This is a genomic window from Saccharopolyspora spinosa NRRL 18395 (genome assembly GCF_000194155.1).
GTDB lineage: Bacteria > Actinomycetota > Actinomycetes > Mycobacteriales > Pseudonocardiaceae > Saccharopolyspora > Saccharopolyspora spinosa.
Genome location: NZ_GL877879.1, coordinates 1415589 through 1433310, shown reverse-complemented (window position 1 = coordinate 1433310; position 17722 = coordinate 1415589). Strand labels below are relative to the sequence as shown.

Sequence of the window (17722 nt, the reverse complement as noted above, 5' to 3'; positions counted from 1 at the left end):
CGTGCTGCGGGGTCGGCCGGTGGGGGCCGGGACGGTGGTGAGCACGGAGCAGGTGCACACGGCCAAGGAACTGGGCGCGGCATTCACCGTGGCGCCGGGGCTGGATCCCGAAGTGGTGTGGCTGAGCGCGGAACTCGGCGTGCCGCACCTGCCCGGCGCGGCCACGCCCAGCGAGATACAGCAAGCCCACCGGCTCGGGCTGTCGTGGGTCAAGGCGTTCCCGGCCGCCGAACTGGGCGCCGGTTGGTTCAAGGCGATGCACGGGCCGTTCCCCGGCCTGCGGATGGTGGCCACCGGCGGGATGAACGCGCGCAACGCGCCGGAGTTCCTCGCGGCGGGGGCCACCGTGGTTGCGGTCGGTTCGGCGTTGGAGGATGCCGAGCAGCTGCCCGAGTTGGCGAAGTTGGTCGAGGAGGCCGAGGTGACGAAGTCGTGAAAGTCCACATTGGTCCGGTCGCCCCGCCAGAGTTGACGGCGGCCGTCGTGGCGGCAGGCGCCGAGATCAGCCCGGCCGCGGAGGCCACCGCGCTGACCTGGTACGGCGCAGGCCCCGAGCGGTTCGCCGAGTTCGACCACCCTGGCCTGGAATGGGTGCAGCTCCCATCGGCCGGAATCGAAGCGTGGGTCGCCGCCGGCGCGCTGCGCGACGGGATAACCTTCACTTCCGCGGCGGGCACCTACGCCCAGACCGTCGCCGAGCACACACTTGGACTGATGCTGACCGGGGCGCGGCAGCTGCACGCGATGGCGCGCGCGGAGAACTGGGCGCGACCGGCGGGCATGCTCAGCCTCTTCGGCGCCACGGTCGGGATCATCGGCGCCGGTGGCATCGGCCGGGCGCTGATCGATTTGCTGCAGCCCTTCGGCGTTCGGGTGCTGGCGGTGAACCGGTCCGGGAAGCCGGTCGCCGGGGCGGCCTGGACCTGGCCGGCCGACGACGAGGCTGGGATGGACCGGCTGCTCGCGGAGTCGGACTTCGTCGTGGTCGCCGCGCCCGCGACGGCCAAGACGGCGAAGCTGGTCGACGCAAGCGCACTGTCCCGGATGAAAGCGGACGCGTGGCTGATCAACGTTGCCCGCGGATCGCTGGTCGACACCGACGCGCTGGTCGAGGCGCTGGACGCGGAGCGTATCGGTGGCGCGGCGCTGGACGTGACGGATCCGGAGCCGCTGCCGGACGGACACCCGCTGTTCCAGCACCCGCGCGCGATCATCTCGCCGCACTCGGCGAACCCGAAGTCCTTGCTGGTCCCGGCGCTGGCGCGGCGGGTGGAGGAAAACGTCCGCCGCCGCCTCGCAGGCCAACCACTCCTCGGCGTCATCGACCGCACCGCGGGCTACTGACCCCCACCTGGCCCGGCAGAACGACAGATCCGCATCTGTGCCCTCTGGGTGCTGCCGAGGCCGTTTCGGAATGCGCTGTGTGGAGTGAACGGACCGTTTGTGCCGTCTACCGGGGTGGACAGTCCGTTCGCTTCACGTCAGTGCGCTGGGGCTTACGTTGGGAATGTGGAGTGAGCGGACCGTTTGTGCCATCTACGAGGCTGTTGTGGTTTTGGTTTGGGTGTTGTGGTTGCTGGACAGGGGTGGGCTGGAGGCACGCTCCTGCTCAGGTTGTGGTGGTGGTGTGGAGGGTGGTGAATAGGCGGCGGAGGTTGTGGGTTGTGGCGGTGAGGTTGAGTTCGCCGAGGCGAGCGGTGGGTGCTGCGGATCGCGCGCCGCAGTGCGGTCAAGGCCCGTACCCAGGCGATGAACCAGATCCGCGGCCTACTGGTCTCGGCACCGGCGATACTGCGTGAGCAGACCACCGGCCTGGACCGGGCCGCGCTGATACGCACACTCGCGAGGCTGCGGCCCGGCGACGACCTGTCCCACCCGCTGGCGGCCACCCGGGCGGCCCTGCGGCGCCTGGCCCGCCGCCACCAGACCCTCGACACCGAGATCACCGAGCTCGACGCGGAACTCGGCCCGCTGACCCGGCAGGCCGCCCCCGCACTGCTGGAGCTGTTCGGCGTCGGCCCCGAAACCGCCGGCCAGCTGCTGACCTCCGCCGGGGACAACCCCGAACGCATGCGCTCCGAAGCAGCGTTCGCGCACCTGACCGCGGCCGCACCGATCCCCGCGTCCTCCGGCCGCACCCACCGCCACCGCCTCAACCGCGGCGGCGACCCTGAACCGCCGGAGTCGGTGGCGGTCTTTGATCATGCCGTTGACGGATTCGACGGTGGCGCCGCGTTTCTTGTAGAGCTTCGCTGCTTCGGGGTGCGTAGCCGGTGCCGCATGGCCTCGATGGGGTGGGTCGCTGCTACGCAGGGTTAGTGTGGAGACAGTTTTTGTAGTCAGCCGTAGCTGCCCTGGATGGCGCGGCCCGCGATGGTCGTCACGATCTTGAACGCCTTCATCGCCTCGGTCATGTTCGGCGCGTCGAACCCGACCCGCCGCACGTCCAGCTGCTCGACGGTCGGGATCACCTCGGCGGCAGTGGCCAGGTGCGAGGCGTCGAACTCCATTTCGATGCGGTGCGGCCGGACCACGCCCTCGGTCCGCCCGGCCAGCGCGAGGCTTTCGGTGGCTGCGGCGCGGATGTCGGCCGCGGTGCGGGCCGGTGGGCGGCAGATCGCCGCGTAGCGGCTCACGCATTCCTTGACCGCGACGGTCTTCGCGGCGGGTGCGTAGCCTGCGGCCTCGGAGCAGGCCCGGTCGTCGCCGGTGACCAGCAGGACCGGCACCCCGTACTCGGCGGCCAGCGCCGCGTTGAGACCACCCTCCCCGGCGGGGGCGCCGTCGAGCCACACCCCGGTGATGGAGTTCTCCAGGTAGGTGTGCGAAAGGACGCCTTCCTCGCCCGCGCCCGCGTGGTAGCCGAGGAACACCACACCGTCCACATCGGAATCGATGCCCTGCATCATGGACAGCGGCTTGTGCCGCCCGGTCAGCAGCACGGCCCGCTGATCGAGGTCCTCCAGCAGCAGATTTCGCTGCGCGGAGTGCGCCTCGTTCACCAAGACGTCGGCGGCGCCGCCCGCGCAGAGCCCTTCGACGCACGCGTTGACGTCCCCGGTGAACAGGCGGCGGAAGCGCTGCCACTGCTCGGTCCCCGGCACCACGTCGTCGGTCCAGGTGACGCCGGTGACGCCTTCCATGTCAGCTGAGAGCAAGATCCGCACGGCGGCAAATCTATGCCGCGCAACCAGGATTTCGGGCGGCGACGCGCCGAACGCGTAACGGTACGGTTCCCCTGCGTGACGTGGCTCGGAAACGACCTTCGGTTAACCATTGACGAACAGCGCCCGAAGATGGTTCCTTTTTCTCATTCGCTGTAAAGGAGGGGGCACCGTGAGCAGACGATTCGCCGTGCTCTGGGCGGTGCTGTTGGTCGGATTGCTGGCACCGATGCCGGCATCGGCGCAGGGTGACGGCGCGCGCCACGACGGAGCGACGCTCCGGATCGGGCTGCAACAGCAGATCGATTCGTTGAACCCGTTCCTGGGCTACACGGTGGCCTCCAGCGACATCTTCCGGTCCATCTACCCGACGCTGACGACCTACAGCCCGGACGACTTCTCGGTGATGCCGGAGCTCGCCGAGAGCTGGGAGCCCTCCCCGGACAGGCTCGCCTGGACCTTCCGGATCCGCTCCGGCGTCAAGTGGTCCGACGGGCAGCCGGTGACCGCCCACGACGCGGCCTACACGTTCAACCGGATGATGACCGACCCGGCCGCGAGCACCGCGAACGGGAACGTCGTGAAGAATTTCGAGGCCGTCACGGCCCCGGACGACACCACGCTGGTGATCCGCACGAAGACGCCGCAGGCCACGATGCTGGCGATCGACGCGCCGATCGTGCCCGAGCACGTGTGGTCGAAGGTCGCCGACGTCGCGACCTTCGCCAACGACCAGATGCCGGTCGTCGGCAGCGGGCCGTTCACGCTCACCGGCTATCGCGCCGAGCGGGACGTCACGCTGACCGCCAACCCCGGGTTCTGGCGCGGTGCGCCGAAGGTCGCCGGGTTGCAGTTCATCCAGTTCAAGAACAGTGACGCCGCGGTGCAGGCGCTGCGCAAGGGCGACGTCGACGTCGTCCAGAAGCTCACCTCCGCGCAGTTCGACGCGCTGGCCGGGCAGCCCGACATCCAGCAGGTCAAGGGCCAGGGGCGGCGGTTCTTCGAACTGTCGCTCAACCCGGGTGCGGCCAACAGCGAGAACCAGCCGATCGGCACCGGCCACCCGGCGCTGAAGGACGTGCGGGTGCGGCAGGCCATCGACCAGGCGATCGACCGGAAGGTCCTGGTGGAGCGGGTGCTCGGTGGCTACGGCCAGGAGGGCGGCGGGTACCTGCCGCCGATCTTCTCCGATTACCAGTGGACTCCGCCGCAGCCGCGGACCTTCGACCCGGCGGCGGCCAACCGGAAGCTCGACGAGGCGGGTTACGCACGCGGCGCGGACGGCATCCGCCGGACCCCGCAGGGTGAGCCGCTGAACTTCAAACTCGTGCTGCACGGTTCCCGGTCGGAAGACACCCAGGTCGGTGAGTTCGTCAAGCGTTGGCTGGCCGATCTGGGCATCGGCGTCGACCTGCAGCCGGTGTCGGACAACCAGCTCAACGACCGCACCACCAGCGGCGACTACGACATGGTCATCAGCGGCTGGTCGGCCAACCCGGACCCGGATTACGTGCTCCGGCTGCAGACCTGCGCGTCCCGGCCCGGCCCCGACGGCGGCGGCAACCCGGACACGTTCCTGTGCGACCAGCAGTACGACGACCTCTACAACCGGCAGCTCGGCGAGTTCGACCAGGCGAAGCGGGTCGATCTGGTCAAGCAGGCGCAGGCCCGGTTCTACGACCAGGCCGCCGGTCTGATCCTGTGGTACCAGAATTCGCTGGAGGCCTACCGCGCCGACCGCTACAGCGGGTTCACCCTGCAGCCGAAGACCGACGGCGTGATCGTGGCGCAGCAGGGCTACTGGAGCTACTACGGCGCGCAGCCCACCGACAAGGCGCTGAACGGCTCGGGCACCGACTACACCGGTGTCGCCTGGGTGCTCGGCGGGGTCGTGATGCTGGCCGGCGTCGTAGTGGCGCTCGTGGTGGTCCGCCGCCGCGCGACCGCCGACACCAGGGAGTAAGCCGTGTCCGAAGCACTCGTCACCGTCGGCGAACCGCCACCGCCGACCAGCAGGGGCCGCCGGATGGCCCGCTACCTGAGCGGCAAGCTCGGCGGCGGCCTGGTGAGCCTGTTCATGGTGGCGGTACTGGGGTTCTTCCTGTTCCGGGTGATGCCCGGCGACCCGGTGCGCACCATGACCCACGGCGCGCCGGTGACCGCGCAGCAGATCGCCGTGCTGCGGGAGCGGTTCGGCCTGGACCAGCCGCTTTGGAAGCAGTTCCTGGACTTCCTCGGCAACCTGCTGCGCGGTGACCTCGGCACGTCCTACACCTACAGCCGCCCGGTGGGCGAGCTGATCCTCGAGCGCATCGGCCCGACCGTGCTGCTGGTGGGCACCGCGACCGTGATCGCCGTGCTGCTGGGGCTTTGGATGGGCAGCCGCGCGGCGTGGCGGCACGGCGAGGCCTTCGACAAGACGTCGACCTCGATCGCCCTGACGCTGTGGTCGGTGCCGACGTTCTGGCTCGGGTTGATCGTGCTGATGGCCTTCGGCGTCGGGGTCGGGCCGATCCCGGGCCTGTTCCCGGTCGGTGGGATCTCCTCGCCGGACACGCCGCCGGAACTGCTGCCGCAGGTCCTCGACGTCGCCCACCACCTGGTGCTGCCGACGCTGACCCTGGTGGCGGTGATCTACGCCGAGTACCTGATGGTGATGCGCTCGTCGCTGCTGGAGGAAATGGGCGAGGACTACCTGACGACCGCGCGCGCCAAGGGCCTGCGCGAGGACTTGGTGCGGCGCCGGCATGCGGTGCCCAACGCGCTGCTGCCCACCGTCACGCTGATCTTCCTGCGGCTGGGGCTGGTGGTGGCGGGCGCGATCACGGTGGAGACAGTGTTCTCCTGGCCGGGCCTGGGGCTGCTGACCTACGAGGCGCTGCGGGTGCCGGACCTGCCGTTGCTGCAAGGCATTTTCATCGTGCTTGCCGGGAGCGTGGTGGTGATGAACGTGTTGGCCGAACTGCTCTACCGGGTGCTCGATCCGAGGGTGCGTGAATCATGACAGCCACCGCCGGGCAGATCATCTGGACCCGCCGCAAGGCCCGGGCGGCCGAGGCGTGGCGCGTCTTCCGCGCGGACCGGGCCGGGCTGGTAGGTCTCGTGCTGCTGGTCGTGGTCGGCGCGTTGGCGTTGTTCGCGCCGCTGCTCACCGACGCCAGCGGCCTGGACGTCACGCGGGCGCCCGGCGAGCCGCTGCGTGCGCCGAGCAGCGAATTCTGGCTCGGCACCGACGAATCCGGTCGTTCGGTGCTGCTGCTGACCTGGTGGGGTGCGCGGGTTTCGCTGGTCGTCGGGCTTTCCGCGGCGGTGCTGTCGGTCCTGATCGGCACCGTGGTGGGCGTGCTCGCGGCCCACTTCGGTGGCTGGACCTCCCGGGTGCTGCTGCGCGTCACCGACTTCTTCCTGGTCCTGCCGTCCCTGGTGCTGGCCATCGCGTTGTCCACGGTGCTCGCCCGCGGGCTCTGGACGATCGTGCTGGCGATCGGGGTGACGGCCTGGCCGGCCACCGCGCGGATGGTGCGGGCCCAGACGCTGACCGTCGAGGCCCGCCCCTACATCGAGCGGGCGCGGGTCCTGGGCGCCGGGCACGGCCACATCATCGGCCGCCACGTGCTGCCCGCGGTGCTGCCGCTGGTGTTCGCCAACACCACGTTGTCGGTGGCCAGCGCGATCATCGCCGAGTCGACGCTTTCGTTCCTGGGGCTCGGCGACCCGGGCCGGGTGTCGTGGGGCTCGATGCTGAAGTCCGCGATGGACACGGGCGCGGTCACCGGCGGTGCGTGGTGGTACTTGCTGCCGCCGGGCCTGGGGATCGTGATGGTGGTGCTCAGCTTCACGTTGTGCGGGCGGGCGCTGGAGACGGTGTTCAATCCGAGGTTGCGGGGGCGACGGTGACTCCGATTCTGCAAATGCGCGACGTGGCGGTGGCCTACCGGGGTGCCCAGGAGGCCTCGCCGGGAATGGTCGCCGTGCGGGGCGTGAGCCTGAGCCTCGCCGAGGGTGAAACCCTGGGCCTGGCTGGGGAATCCGGTTGCGGCAAGACGACGCTGGCGATGTCCGTGCTGCGGCTGCTGCCGAGCTCGGCGCGCATCGACGGCGAGATCCTGCTGGACGGCAAGGACGTTCGCGAGATGACGTTCGGGCAGCTGCGCGCGGTGCGCTGGGCGAGCGCGTCGGTGGTTTTCCAGGGCGCGATGCACGCGTTGAACCCGGTGCGCACCATCGGCGATCAGATCGCGGAGCCGATCAGGCTGCACGGCCGGGCGAACGGCGACCTGCGCGCGCGGGTCGCGGACCTGCTCGCGCAGGTGGAGCTCCCCGCGGAGCGGGCCGGTGCTTACCCGCACGAGCTCTCCGGCGGGCAGAAGCAGCGGGTGATGATCGCGATGGCCCTGGCCTGCGAGCCGCGGCTGGTGATCGCCGACGAACCCACGACCGCGCTGGACGTGGTGGTGCAGGCCCAGATCCTGGAGCTGATGGGGCGGCTGGTCGCGGAGCGCGGCATCGCGCTGATGATGATCAGCCACGACCTCTCGGTGCTGTCGGCCAGCTGCGCCCGGCTCGCGGTGATGTACCAGGGCCAGGTCGTCGAGCACGGTCCGTCGCGGCAGGTGATGACCGCGCCGCAGCACGCGCACAGCAAGGCGCTGGCCAGCGCCTTCCCGACGGTCGGCGACCCGCGGTTCCGGTTCACCGAAGGGGTGCCGAGCGGATCGGCGCTGCTGTCCGCCGAGTCGGTGTCGGTAGACTTCACCAGCCGCTCCGGGCAGACCGTGCACGCCGTGCGCGGGGTGGACCTCGCGGTCGACGAGAACGAGATCGTCGCGCTGGTCGGGCAGTCCGGCTCCGGCAAGACGACGCTGGCCCGGACGATGCTGGGGCTGCAGCAGCCGACCGGCGGTGCGGTGCGCTTCGACGGTACGCCGCTGCCGACCAGCAGCGCGGGGCTGCGCGAGTACCGCAAGCAGGTGCAGTTGGTGCTGCAGGACCCGACCGGGGCGCTCAACCCCCGGCACACCGTTTACGAAGCGGTGGCGGAGGGTTTGCGCATCCACGGCATCACCGACGACGAGCGGGGGAGGGTCGCGGCGGCGCTCGAGGCGGCGGAGCTGCGGCCAGCGGAGAAGTTCTTCGGCCGCCTGCCGCAAGAGCTCTCGGGCGGTCAGCGGCAACGCGTGGTGATCGCCGGTGCGCTCGTGCTGGAACCGCGGGTGCTGATCGCCGACGAACCGGTGGCGTCGCTGGATGCGACGGTGCGCGGCGAGATCTTGGCGCTACTGCTGCGATTGCGGGCCGAACGCGGCCTGTCGACCCTGGTGATCACCCACGACCTCGGCCTGGCCTGGAACATCGCCGACCGGGTGGCGGTGATGTACCAGGGGGACCTCGTCGAAGTCGGCCCGGTGGAACAGGTCCTGCTCGACCCCCAGCACGACTACACGAAGACGCTCCTTGCCGCCGTTCCGACGGTGGAGCGCCGCGCGGCGTAGGCCCGAGCACCGCGCCTGGCGGTTCAGTCCAGGCTGTCGATCACGGCGGGCCGGCCCGGGCGGTCGACGCGGGCGACGTAGTCGGCGAGGCGTTCCGGGCCGACTTCTCCGGCGTAGCGCCGGAAGGCGGGCAGGGTCCAGCGGTCGGGTTCGGGGGTTCGCCGTTCCAGGGCGGCTTGCGGCAGCCACAGGTGCACCGCGAAGTCGAAGGCCAGGCCCGCGCCGAGTAGCAGCGGTCCGTCCACAATGGCCACTCCTCGCTCCGGGAGGGTGGTGCGGGGCAGGCGGGGCGAGCGGTCCGCCTCGGCGTCCCAGAAGGCCGGTAGGACCTGGCCGCTTCCACTGGGGGACAACGGGTTCAGCACCTCGCGGGCCAGGGCCTTGAAGTCGAACCAGCTCTCGTAGAACGAATCAGGGTCCTCGTGGCCGTGTTCCAGCCGCAGCGAAGCGGGGCGCAGGTAGTCCGCGGTGCGCACCCGGGCCACCTCGCGCCCCAGCGACCGCAGCGGTTCGACCAGGGCCTCGGCGAAATCGCCGGTGTCGGCGGCGGGCGCGCCGTCCACCGCCACCCGCGCCCAGCGCCCCGGAAGCGCGTCGATGCGTTCGACCACCTCCGCGGCCAGCAGTTCGGGGGAGATGGGGCGGACGTGCATGGGACCGAACGTATCAAGCGGTCTTCAGGTACTCCCGCAGGTGCGCCAGCATTACGCCCGGCGGAAAGCCAACTAGCGCAGCGCCGGTTGGAGGATCGACAGCCGCTGCGCGTCGGTGTCGAGTTCGGCGGCCACGCCGAGCGGGATTGTGCGCTGCGCGTCGCAGTGGCCGAAGCCGAGCTCCCACATGATCGGCACGCCCAGGCTGCCCAGCAGGTCCGACATCACCGCGCGCACCTCCTCCAGCGGCCCGCATTCGGTCCAGGAACCGAGCGCGATCCCGGCAGCGTGGTCGAACCAGCCCGCGCGCAGCAACTGCGTGACGAACCGGTCCAGCCGGTACGGGTCCTCCGTGACGTCTTCGAGCATGGCGATCCCGCGCTCCGGTGGGGTCGGTGCATCCGGCGCGCCGAGGGAACCCGCGACGATGCTCAGGTTGCCGCCGTAGGTGATGCCCCGGGCGCGCCCGTGCACGAGCGCGCCCGCGCTGGAACGCGTCAGGATCGTGACCGACTCGGGCTGGAACAGCGTGCGGCGCAGGTGCTCCCGCGCCGCGAGATCCTCGACGAACGCCTTCGTGGCCAGCATCGGCCCGAACACCGTGACCACGCCGAGCTGGGTGGCGAACGCGTCGTGCAGGGCGGTGATGTCGCTGGAGCCGGTGAACACCTTCGGCCCGGCCGCGGCCATCTCGGTCCAGTCCAGGTGGTCGAGGATCCGCATGCTGCCGTAGCCGCCGCGCACGCAGAACACCGCGGTGACGTCCGGGTCGCACCACGCCTCCTGCAGGTCGGCGGCGCGGTCGGCGTCGGTGCCCGCCAGGTAGTCCAGATGCGGATGGCGGTCCCGGACGTGCTTGCCGACCCGCGCGTTCAGGCCCCACGAGCGCAGCTGCGCCAGCCCGGCGTCGAGCAGGTGCTCGGGCACCGGCCCGGCGGGGGCGACGAGTGCCACGGTGTCCCCGCTGCGCAGCCTGTGCGGGCGACGTAGTTCGCGCATGCTCATGGCGTGCTCCATCCCGCGATCTTGACCACCGCCCGTGATCGTATCGGGCCGCAGCGTGCAGCGCCCGAGTTCGCCAACGGCGAACAAGGTTGAAACCGGTGGTCGAAAGGGGTGCTCAGCGAGTAAACCGGCGGATGACCCGGTGGAAACCGGGCCGGTTCGAGACGGTGATGAACAAAACGGGGGCCAGCCGCGCACCGTCAGCGCGCGGTGGCCTAGTGTCGGAGGTGTCATGGCTCGTGTCATCCACGTCTTCCGTCAACCCGACCGATTCGTCGCCGGAACGGTCGGTGAACCCGGTGAGCGCATCTTCTACCTGCAGGCGTCCGAGGACGTCCGCACGGTGAGCGTGCAGTTAGAGAAGCAGCAGGTGTCGGTGCTGGCCGAACGCATCGGCGCGCTGCTGGAGGAAGTGCAACGGCGGTTCAACACCGACCTGCCCACCGAGACCCCCGACGACCTGGTCGACACCGACCCGCTGGCGGTGCCGGTGGACGAGGAGTTCCGGGTCGGCACGATGGGGCTGGGCTGGGACGCCGAGTCCGAAGCGGTGGTCGTCGAGCTGCTCGCGGTCACCGAGGAGGAGATCGACGAGTCGGTGGTCCTCGACGACACCGAGGAGGGCCCCGACGCGCTGCGGGTGTTCCTCAGCCCCGCGAATGCCCGGGCGTTCGCCGAGCGCGCCGAGCGCGTCATCAACGCGGGCCGGAAGCCGTGCCCGCTGTGCGCCGAACCGCTGGACCCGGCCGGTCACATCTGCCCGCGGCAGAACGGCTACCGCCGCTCGGAAGAGGTCTGACCGGCGTGCGCGCCGGTGATCCCGCGGTCCGCGAACTGCTCCTGCACGGCCGGTTGGACGTGCAGGGGCGGCTGGTGGAGGCGTCCAACGCGACGCTGTTCTGCAGGATCGAGGCCGACGGCGTCTCAGCCGAGTGCGTCTACAAGCCGGTGCGCGGGGAGCGGCCGCTGTGGGACTTCCCGGACGGCACGCTCGCCGGTCGCGAGGTCGCGTCCTACCTCCTGTCCGAGGCCACCGGCTGGGGGCTGGTCCCGCCGACGCTGTTGCGCGACGGCCCGTTCGGGCCGGGCATGGTGCAGTTGTGGGTGGACACCGAAGAGGATTCGCAGCTGGTCGACATCGTCGGCCCGGGCGAGGTGCCGGACGGTTGGCTGCCGGTACTGCGCGCCCAGGACCACCGCGGCGACCCGGTGGTGCTGGCGCACGCCGACCACGAACAGCTGCGGCTGTTAGCCGTGCTCGACATCGTGATCAACAATGCCGACCGCAAGGGCGGGCACGTCCTGCACGCGCCGGACGGCCAGGTGCTGGGCGTCGATCACGGCGTGAGCCTGAACACCGACGACAAGCTGCGCACCGTGCTCTGGGGCTGGATCGGCCAGCCGCTGCCGGCCGACGTCGTCGACCGGCTCGGCGAGCTGCGCGCCCTAATGGAAGGCCCGCTGGCCGCTGAGCTGGCAGAACACGTGACGCCGAAGGAAATCCAGGCGGTCAACGCGCGCATCGAGCGGCTGCTGGAGGAGGGGACGTTCCCCGCCCCCTCCGGGGAATGGCCGGCCATCCCCTGGCCCGCGTTCTGAAGCCGCGGGTGCGGACCGGCTGCCGGGCGGGGCAATCTGGTCGGGTGCGAACCCGGTACCAGCAGCCGACGATCCAGCCCTCCTACGCCGACCGCCTGCACACGCCGCTGCCCCGCTTCAGCGACGTGCTGCGGCTGATGTGGACCGGTGGATTCCGCGGCCGGGTGGAGGACTCCAACCGGATCCCGGTGCTGCGCACCGGGCTGCCGCCGGTCACGGCGCGGGACACCGCGGTCACCTGGGTCGGCCACGCGACCTACGTGGTGCGGATGGCCGGGGCCACGGTGCTCACCGATCCCGTTTGGTCGTCCCGGATTCCCGGCGTGCCGCGCCGGCTGACGCCGCCGGGTGTCTCCTTCGGCGAGTTGCCGCCCGTCGACGCGGTCGTGATCAGCCACAACCACTACGACCACCTGGACGCGCCCACCGTGCTGCGGTTGCCGCGCGACACCCCGGTGCTGGTGCCCGCCGGGGTGGGCCGCTGGTTCCGGCGCCGCGGCTTTACCGAGGTCGTCGAGCTGGACTGGTGGCAGTCGGCGGAGGTCGCCGGGCTGACGTTCGACTTCGCGCCCGCGCAGCACTGGAGCCGCCGCGGCCCGCGGGACACCTGCCGCAGCCTGTGGGGCAGCTGGGTGATCTCCGGCCCGGAGCACCGGGTCTACCACGCCGGGGACACCGGCTACGGCCCGCACTTCGCCGAGATCGGGCAGCAGTACCAGGGCATCGACGTGGCGATGGTGCCGATCGGCGCGTACGCGCCGCGGTGGTTCATGAAGCCGGTGCACATGAACCCGGAGGAGGCGGTGCGGGCGGTGACGGACCTGGGCGCGAGGTACGCGGCGACGATGCACTGGGGGACGTTCGTGCTGACCCGGGAACCGGTCGTCGAACCGCTGAGCCGCGTCCGCAAGGCCTGGCGCGACACCGGCCGCGACCCGCAGCAGCTCTGGGACTTCGCCATCGGCGAATCCCGCGTCCTGGGCTCGGGTGTCGAGCCCGGAAGCAGTCTTTCAGTCCACTAGGGACTGGTAGACGAGTTGGTGCAGTTGGGGGCGGATCGGGTGGGTGCTCGACGGCATCAGCTGGGTCAGGAACAGCACCGTCAGGTCCTCGGCCGGGTCCACCCAGAACACGGTGCTGGCCAGGCCGCCCCAGGAGAGCTCGCCCCGGGAGCCGATCACCTTCGCCGCCAGCGGGTCGTCGATCACCGCGAAGCCCAGCCCGAAGCCCTTGCCCGCGTTGGCCACCTCGGAGAACGACCCGAGCGCCAGGGTTTCCAGGTCCGCGCCGCCGGGCAGGTGGTTTCGGGTCATGTACCGCACCGTGCGGCTGCCGAGCACGCGCGTGCCGTCGAGCTCGCCCTCGCGGCGCAGCATCTGCGTGAACCGGTGGTAGTCGTGCGCGGAGGAGAACAGCCCGCCGCCGCCGGAGAGGGCCTTGGGCAGCTCGAACGCCGCCGCGTGCAGCTTCCCGTGCTTCGGGTATGGGCGGGCCTTGCCCTGCGGGTCGGCCATGTAGAGGGTGGCGAGCCGGTCGGCGTTGGCGCGGTCCACCGCGAAGCCGGTGTCGGTCATGCCCAGCGGCTCGAAGATGCGGGTGCGGAAGAACTCGTCCAGCGTCTGCCCGGACGCCACCTCCACGATCCGGCCCAGCACGTCGGTGGCCACCGAGTAGTTCCAGGCCGTGCCCGGGTCGAACAGCAGCGGCATGCTCGCCCAGGCGTCGCAGCAGCCCGCCAGGTCGAGGTCGGCAGCCATGCCGAACTCGAACCCGGCGCGGCGGTAGAGCTCGTCGACCGGGTTCAGGTAGTGGAAGGGGTAGGTGAGGCCGGAGGTGTGCGTCAGCAGGTGCCAGATCCGCATGTCCTCGCCTGCCGGGCGGGTCTGCGGGGCGCGGGCGGTCCCGCCGCGGTAGACCCGCAGGTCGGCAAACGATGGGATGAAGTCGGCGACCGGGTCGGTGAGCTCGAAGGCGCACTCCTCGTGCAGCATCATGATCGCCACCGAGGTGACCGGCTTGGTCATGGAGTAGATCCGGAACAGCGTGTCGGTCTGCATCGGGGCGCCGCTGGCGATGTCGCGCATGCCGTGCGTCGACAGGTGCGCGATCTTGCCGTGCCGGGACACCAGCGCCAGCCAGCCCGGCAGCTTGCCGGCCTCCACGTACTTCGCGAAGTGCTCGTCGATCCGGTTCAGCCGGGCGGCGTCGAAACCGACTTCGCCGGGCTCGACCTCGATTTCCAGGGCCACTTGATCCTCCTGCGCGTGCCATCGCGGGTTACTCGGTGTTTCTACTCCAGCGAGCCCACATGCGAAATCCTTTCTGCTATGGCAGCGCTTGTCGGTTCCTGCCGGTAGCGTCGGGGGCGTGACGACCCCGACTCAACCCGAAGGGCTGCCCCGCACGGCAGGAGAGCTGCGGTCCAGCGGCCACGTCCCGCGCAGCGTCAAGGCCGAGCTGCGCGCCAACCTGCTGACCGCGCTGCGCTCCGGCCGGGCGCTGTGGCCCGGCATCGTCGGATTCGACCAGACCGTGCTGCCGCAGCTGGAACGCGCCCTGATCGCCGGGCACGACGTCGTGCTGCTCGGGGAGCGCGGGCAGGGCAAGACGCGGCTGCTGCGCAGCCTCGTCGAACTGCTGGACGAGTGGACGCCGGTGATCGAGGGCTCGGAGCTCGGCGAACACCCGCTGCGGCCGATCACCCCGGCCTCCCGCCGCCGCGCCGTGGAGCTCGGCGACGACCTGCCGGTCGCCTGGCGGCACCGCAGCGAGCGGTATGTGGAGAAGCTGGCCACCCCGGACACCTCGGTCGGCGACCTGGTCGGCGACGTGGACCCGGTGAAGGTCGCCGAGGGCCGTTCGCTGGGCGACCCGGAGACGATCCACTTCGGACTCGTGCCCCGCGCGCACCGCGGCATCGTCACGGTCAACGAACTGCCCGACCTGGCGGAGCGGATCCAGGTCGCGCTGCTGAACGTGATGGAGGAGCGGGACATCCAGATCCGCGGCTACAGCCTGCGGCTGCCGCTGGACGTGTTGCTGGTCGCCACCGCCAACCCCGAGGACTACACGAACCGGGGCCGGATCATCACGCCGCTGAAGGACCGCTTCGGCGCGGAGATCCGCACCCACTACCCGCTGGACGTCGACGACGAGGTGTCGCTGGTGCGCCAGGAGGCGGACCTGCCTGCAGAGGTCGGCGACCACCTGCTGGAGGTGCTCGCCCGCTTCGTCGGCCATCTGCGCGAATCCGCCGCGGTCGACCAGCGCTCCGGGGTGTCGGCCCGGTTCGCCATCGCCGCCGCCGAGACCGTCTCGGCCGCCGCGCTGCACCGGTCCGCGGTGACCGGCGAGCACCCGGCGGTGGCGCGGCCGGTCGACCTGGCGGCGGTGCCCGCCGTGCTGCGCGGCAAGATCGAGTTCGAGGCCGGCGAGGAGGGCCGCGAGGACGAGCTGCTGGGCTACCTGCTGCGGCGTTCGGTGGCCGACACCGCCCGTGGCCTGTTCGCCGGGCTGGACCTGCAGTCGCTGGCCCAGGCAGTCGTCGACGGGCACCCGGTGGCCACCGGTGAGCGCGTCGCCGGGCGCGACGTCCTCACCGCGCTGCCGGAGCTGCCGGTGCTGCACCAGGTCGCCGAGCGGCTCGGGGTGCGCGCCGGGGATCCGCCGGGGCGCATCGCCAGCGCCGTCGAGCTGGCCCTGGAGTCGCTGTACCTGGCGAAGCGGCTCGGCAAAGACGCCGATGACGACCGGTCGGTGTACAGCTGATGAGCCGCCGGTTCCGGTACAACGCGTGGCACGGCGGGGCGGATCCCCTGGCGCCGCCGGTGGATCTGCGCGCGGCACTGGACCAGATCGGCCGCGATGTCATGGAAGGTGCCTCGCCGCGCTCCGCGCTGGAAGAGTTGCTGCGCACCGGAACCCGCGACACCGCTGGTCTCGATGAGCTCACCCGGCGGCTGTGGCAGCGGCGCAGCGAGATGCAGCGGCGGCACCGGCTCGACGGGACGATCTCCGAGGTCCGCCGGCTGCTGGACCGCGCGCTGGCGGAGGAGCGGCTGGCGCTCGCGGCCGACACCAGCGAGGACGCGCGGTTCCGCGAGCTGCAGTTGGACGCGCTGCCGCCGGACGTCGCGGGCCAGGTCTCGGAGCTGGCGAACTACGACTGGCGGTCGTCGGACGCGCGGGAAACCTTCGAGGAGATCCGGCAGATGCTGGGCACCGAGTTCCTCGAACAGCGCTTCCAGGGCATGAAGCAGGCGATGCAGCAGGTCACGGCCGAGGACGTCGAGCGGGTGCGGCAGATGCTCGACGACCTGTCGGCGCTGCTGGCCGCGCACGCCCGCGGGGACTCCGAGATCCAGCAGAAGTTCGAGCAGTTCATGGCCAGCCACGGCGATTTCTTCCCGGAGAACCCGCGCAACGTCGACGAGCTGATCGACGCGCTGGCGGCCCGCTCGGCGGCCGCCCAGCGGTTGCTGAACTCCATGAGCGAGCAGCAGCGCGCCGAGTTGATGTCGCTGTCCCAGCAGACCTTCGGCGACCCGCGCATCGCCCAGGCGTTGCAGCGGCTCGACCAGCAGTTGCAGGGGCTGCGGCCCGGCGAGGACTGGACGGGCCGGGCGCGGTTCCGCGGCGACCAGCCGATGGGGCTGGCCGAAGCAACGGCGGCGATGGCCGACCTCGGTGAGCTGGAGCGGTTGGCGGAGCAGCTCGGACAGGCCTATCCGGGCGCGAGCCTGGAGGACATCGACCTGGAGGCGCTGGAGCGGCAGCTCGGCCCGCAGGCCGTCGTCGATGCGCAGCGGCTGTCGGAGATCGAGCAGCAGTTGCGGCAGCAGGGACTGCTGCAACGGGCACCCGACGGCAGCTTGAGGCTGTCACCGCGCGCCCTGCGCCGACTCGGGGAGACCGCGCTGCGCTCGGTGATCTCGCAGCTCCGGTCGCGGCGCGGCGAGCGCGACACCGACCGCGCGGGCGCGGCGGGGGAGTTGACCGGCACCACGCGGCCGTGGAGCTACGGCGACGCGGAGCCGTGGGACGCCGTCCGCACGGTGCGCAACTCTGTGCTGCGGCGCGCGGCGGAGGGACCGGATTCGGCGCAGCTGGACATCTCGGACCTGGAGGTGGCCGAGACCGAGCAGCGTTCGCGCGCGGCGGTGGTGCTCTGCGTGGACACGTCGTGGTCGATGGTGCAGGACGGCCGCTGGGTGCCGATGAAGCGCACCGCCCTCGCGCTGCACCACCTGATCGCGACCCGGTTCCGCTCGGACGCGCTGCAACTGGTGACCTTCGGACGTTACGCGTCCACTGTGGACGTCGGTGAACTCGCTGCGCTGGAAGGGGTTTGGGAGCAGGGCACGAACCTGCACCACGCGCTGCTGCTCGCGGGCCGCGCCCTGCGCCGCCACCCGGACGCCCAGCCGGTCGTGCTCGTGGTGACCGACGGCGAACCCACCGCCCACCTCGAACCCGACGGCGAGGCGGTGTTCCAGTACCCGCCGACGCGGCACACCCTGCAGGTCACGCTGTCCGAAGTGGACGCCCTGCACCACCTGGGCGCCACGTTGAGCGTCTTCATGCTCGGCGAGGATCCGAGCCTGGAGGCTTTCGTGGACGTCGTGGCCCGCCGCGGCGGCGGCCGCGTCCTGGCACCCACCCCGGACGGCCTCGGCGCGGCGGTCGTCGGCGACTACCTCCGCACCAAGCGCCGCTGAACCAGGCGCATGCTTCCGGCGCATCGTGTTGCGCCGTACGGGTGAGATTGCCTAGGAGATTCGCGCTGCTAGCACGATCTGCCTCGGGTGCG

Annotated in this window: 16 protein-coding genes; 12 read left to right on the top strand and 4 right to left on the bottom strand. The window is 71.1% G+C overall.

Features of this window, described 5'->3' with window-relative positions:
- The 3 genes from SSPN_RS45785 to SSPN_RS62940 all read left to right on the top strand — a co-directional run.
- The coding region (locus SSPN_RS45785) for a bifunctional 4-hydroxy-2-oxoglutarate aldolase/2-dehydro-3-deoxy-phosphogluconate aldolase (RefSeq protein WP_148272041.1) at positions 1 to 436 on the top strand (436 nt) is incomplete at its 5' end.
- Complete coding sequence (locus SSPN_RS0125675; protein ID WP_010306133.1) at positions 433 to 1344, top strand: NAD(P)-dependent oxidoreductase; 912 nt, start codon at positions 433 to 435, stop codon at positions 1342 to 1344. The genes SSPN_RS45785 and SSPN_RS0125675, both read left to right, overlap by 4 nt.
- 357 nt (positions 1345 to 1701) lie before the next feature.
- Positions 1702 to 2319, top strand: coding sequence for a transposase (locus tag SSPN_RS62940; protein ID WP_010310645.1), 618 nt, complete (start codon positions 1702 to 1704; stop codon positions 2317 to 2319).
- Between the two features lie 20 nt (positions 2320 to 2339).
- On the opposite strand, the gene SSPN_RS0125665 is transcribed toward SSPN_RS62940, so the two are convergent.
- On the bottom strand, positions 2340 to 3167 hold the full coding sequence (locus SSPN_RS0125665) for a M55 family metallopeptidase (protein WP_029535718.1): 828 nt from the start codon (positions 3165 to 3167) through the stop codon (positions 2340 to 2342).
- 169 nt (positions 3168 to 3336) lie between these two features.
- Between SSPN_RS0125665 and SSPN_RS0125660 the strand changes: the two genes are divergently transcribed.
- The 4 genes from SSPN_RS0125660 to SSPN_RS0125645 are packed head-to-tail and all read left to right on the top strand — an operon-like array spanning position 3337 to position 8656.
- Positions 3337 to 5127, top strand: a complete 1791-nt coding sequence (locus SSPN_RS0125660; RefSeq protein ID WP_010310643.1) for an ABC transporter substrate-binding protein — start codon at positions 3337 to 3339, stop codon at positions 5125 to 5127.
- A gap of 3 nt (positions 5128 to 5130) precedes the next feature.
- On the top strand, positions 5131 to 6168 hold the full coding sequence (locus SSPN_RS0125655) for an ABC transporter permease (RefSeq protein ID WP_010310640.1): 1038 nt from the start codon (positions 5131 to 5133) through the stop codon (positions 6166 to 6168).
- Positions 6165 to 7061: an ABC transporter permease gene (locus SSPN_RS0125650; RefSeq protein ID WP_010310638.1), complete on the top strand. Its 897-nt coding sequence runs from the start codon at positions 6165 to 6167 to the stop codon at positions 7059 to 7061. Before SSPN_RS0125655 ends, SSPN_RS0125650 begins: the two co-directional genes overlap by 4 nt.
- A complete protein-coding gene (locus SSPN_RS0125645) occupies positions 7058 to 8656 on the top strand; it encodes a dipeptide ABC transporter ATP-binding protein (RefSeq protein WP_010310636.1) in 1599 nt (532 codons plus the stop codon). The genes SSPN_RS0125650 and SSPN_RS0125645 overlap by 4 nt, the downstream gene beginning before the upstream one ends.
- 23 nt (positions 8657 to 8679) lie before the next feature.
- Here SSPN_RS0125645 and SSPN_RS0125640 read toward each other — a convergent pair whose 3' ends face one another.
- A complete protein-coding gene (locus SSPN_RS0125640) occupies positions 8680 to 9309 on the bottom strand; it encodes a nucleoside/nucleotide kinase family protein (RefSeq protein ID WP_010310635.1) in 630 nt (209 codons plus the stop codon).
- 72 nt (positions 9310 to 9381) lie between these two features.
- Positions 9382 to 10314, bottom strand: a complete 933-nt coding sequence (locus tag SSPN_RS0125635; protein ID WP_044575606.1) for a S66 peptidase family protein — start codon at positions 10312 to 10314, stop codon at positions 9382 to 9384.
- Positions 10315 to 10546: 232 nt separating this feature from the next.
- On the opposite strand from SSPN_RS0125635, the gene SSPN_RS0125630 reads away from it, so the two are divergent.
- The 3 genes from SSPN_RS0125630 to SSPN_RS0125620 are packed head-to-tail and all read left to right on the top strand — an operon-like array spanning position 10547 to position 12935.
- Positions 10547 to 11113 (top strand): DUF3090 domain-containing protein, encoded by a 567-nt coding sequence (locus SSPN_RS0125630; RefSeq protein WP_010310632.1) that lies wholly within the window; start codon positions 10547 to 10549, stop codon positions 11111 to 11113.
- Between the two features lie 5 nt (positions 11114 to 11118).
- Positions 11119 to 11913 (top strand): SCO1664 family protein, encoded by a 795-nt coding sequence (locus tag SSPN_RS0125625; protein WP_010310631.1) that lies wholly within the window; start codon positions 11119 to 11121, stop codon positions 11911 to 11913.
- Positions 11914 to 11957: 44 nt separating this feature from the next.
- The gene (locus SSPN_RS0125620) at positions 11958 to 12935 is read left to right on the top strand and encodes an MBL fold metallo-hydrolase (RefSeq protein ID WP_044575604.1); all 978 of its coding nucleotides are present in this window, start codon (positions 11958 to 11960) and stop codon (positions 12933 to 12935) included.
- Here the strand turns inward: SSPN_RS0125620 and SSPN_RS0125615 are convergent.
- Positions 12924 to 14162, bottom strand: a complete 1239-nt coding sequence (locus tag SSPN_RS0125615) for a serine hydrolase domain-containing protein (RefSeq protein ID WP_010310627.1) — start codon at positions 14160 to 14162, stop codon at positions 12924 to 12926. The genes SSPN_RS0125620 and SSPN_RS0125615 overlap by 12 nt on opposite strands.
- Before the next feature lie 118 nt (positions 14163 to 14280).
- On the opposite strand from SSPN_RS0125615, the gene SSPN_RS0125610 reads away from it, so the two are divergent.
- The gene (locus tag SSPN_RS0125610) at positions 14281 to 15681 is read left to right on the top strand and encodes an ATP-binding protein (protein ID WP_010310620.1); all 1401 of its coding nucleotides are present in this window, start codon (positions 14281 to 14283) and stop codon (positions 15679 to 15681) included.
- Positions 15681 to 17630, top strand: a complete 1950-nt coding sequence (locus SSPN_RS0125605) for a vWA domain-containing protein (RefSeq protein WP_010310618.1) — start codon at positions 15681 to 15683, stop codon at positions 17628 to 17630. Before SSPN_RS0125610 ends, SSPN_RS0125605 begins: the two co-directional genes overlap by 1 nt.
- Positions 17631 to 17722 lie beyond the last annotated feature (92 nt).

Coding starts and splice junctions, on each gene's coding strand:
- SSPN_RS0125650 (WP_010310638.1), top strand. CDS start 6,165: ATGACAGCCACCGCCGGGCAGATCATCTGGACCCGCCGCAAGGCCCGG.
- SSPN_RS0125640 (WP_010310635.1), bottom strand. CDS start 9,309: ATGCACGTCCGCCCCATCTCCCCCGAACTGCTGGCCGCGGAGGTGGTC.
- SSPN_RS0125635 (WP_044575606.1), bottom strand. CDS start 10,314: ATGAGCATGCGCGAACTACGTCGCCCGCACAGGCTGCGCAGCGGGGAC.
- SSPN_RS0125630 (WP_010310632.1), top strand. CDS start 10,547: ATGGCTCGTGTCATCCACGTCTTCCGTCAACCCGACCGATTCGTCGCC.
- SSPN_RS0125605 (WP_010310618.1), top strand. CDS start 15,681: ATGAGCCGCCGGTTCCGGTACAACGCGTGGCACGGCGGGGCGGATCCC.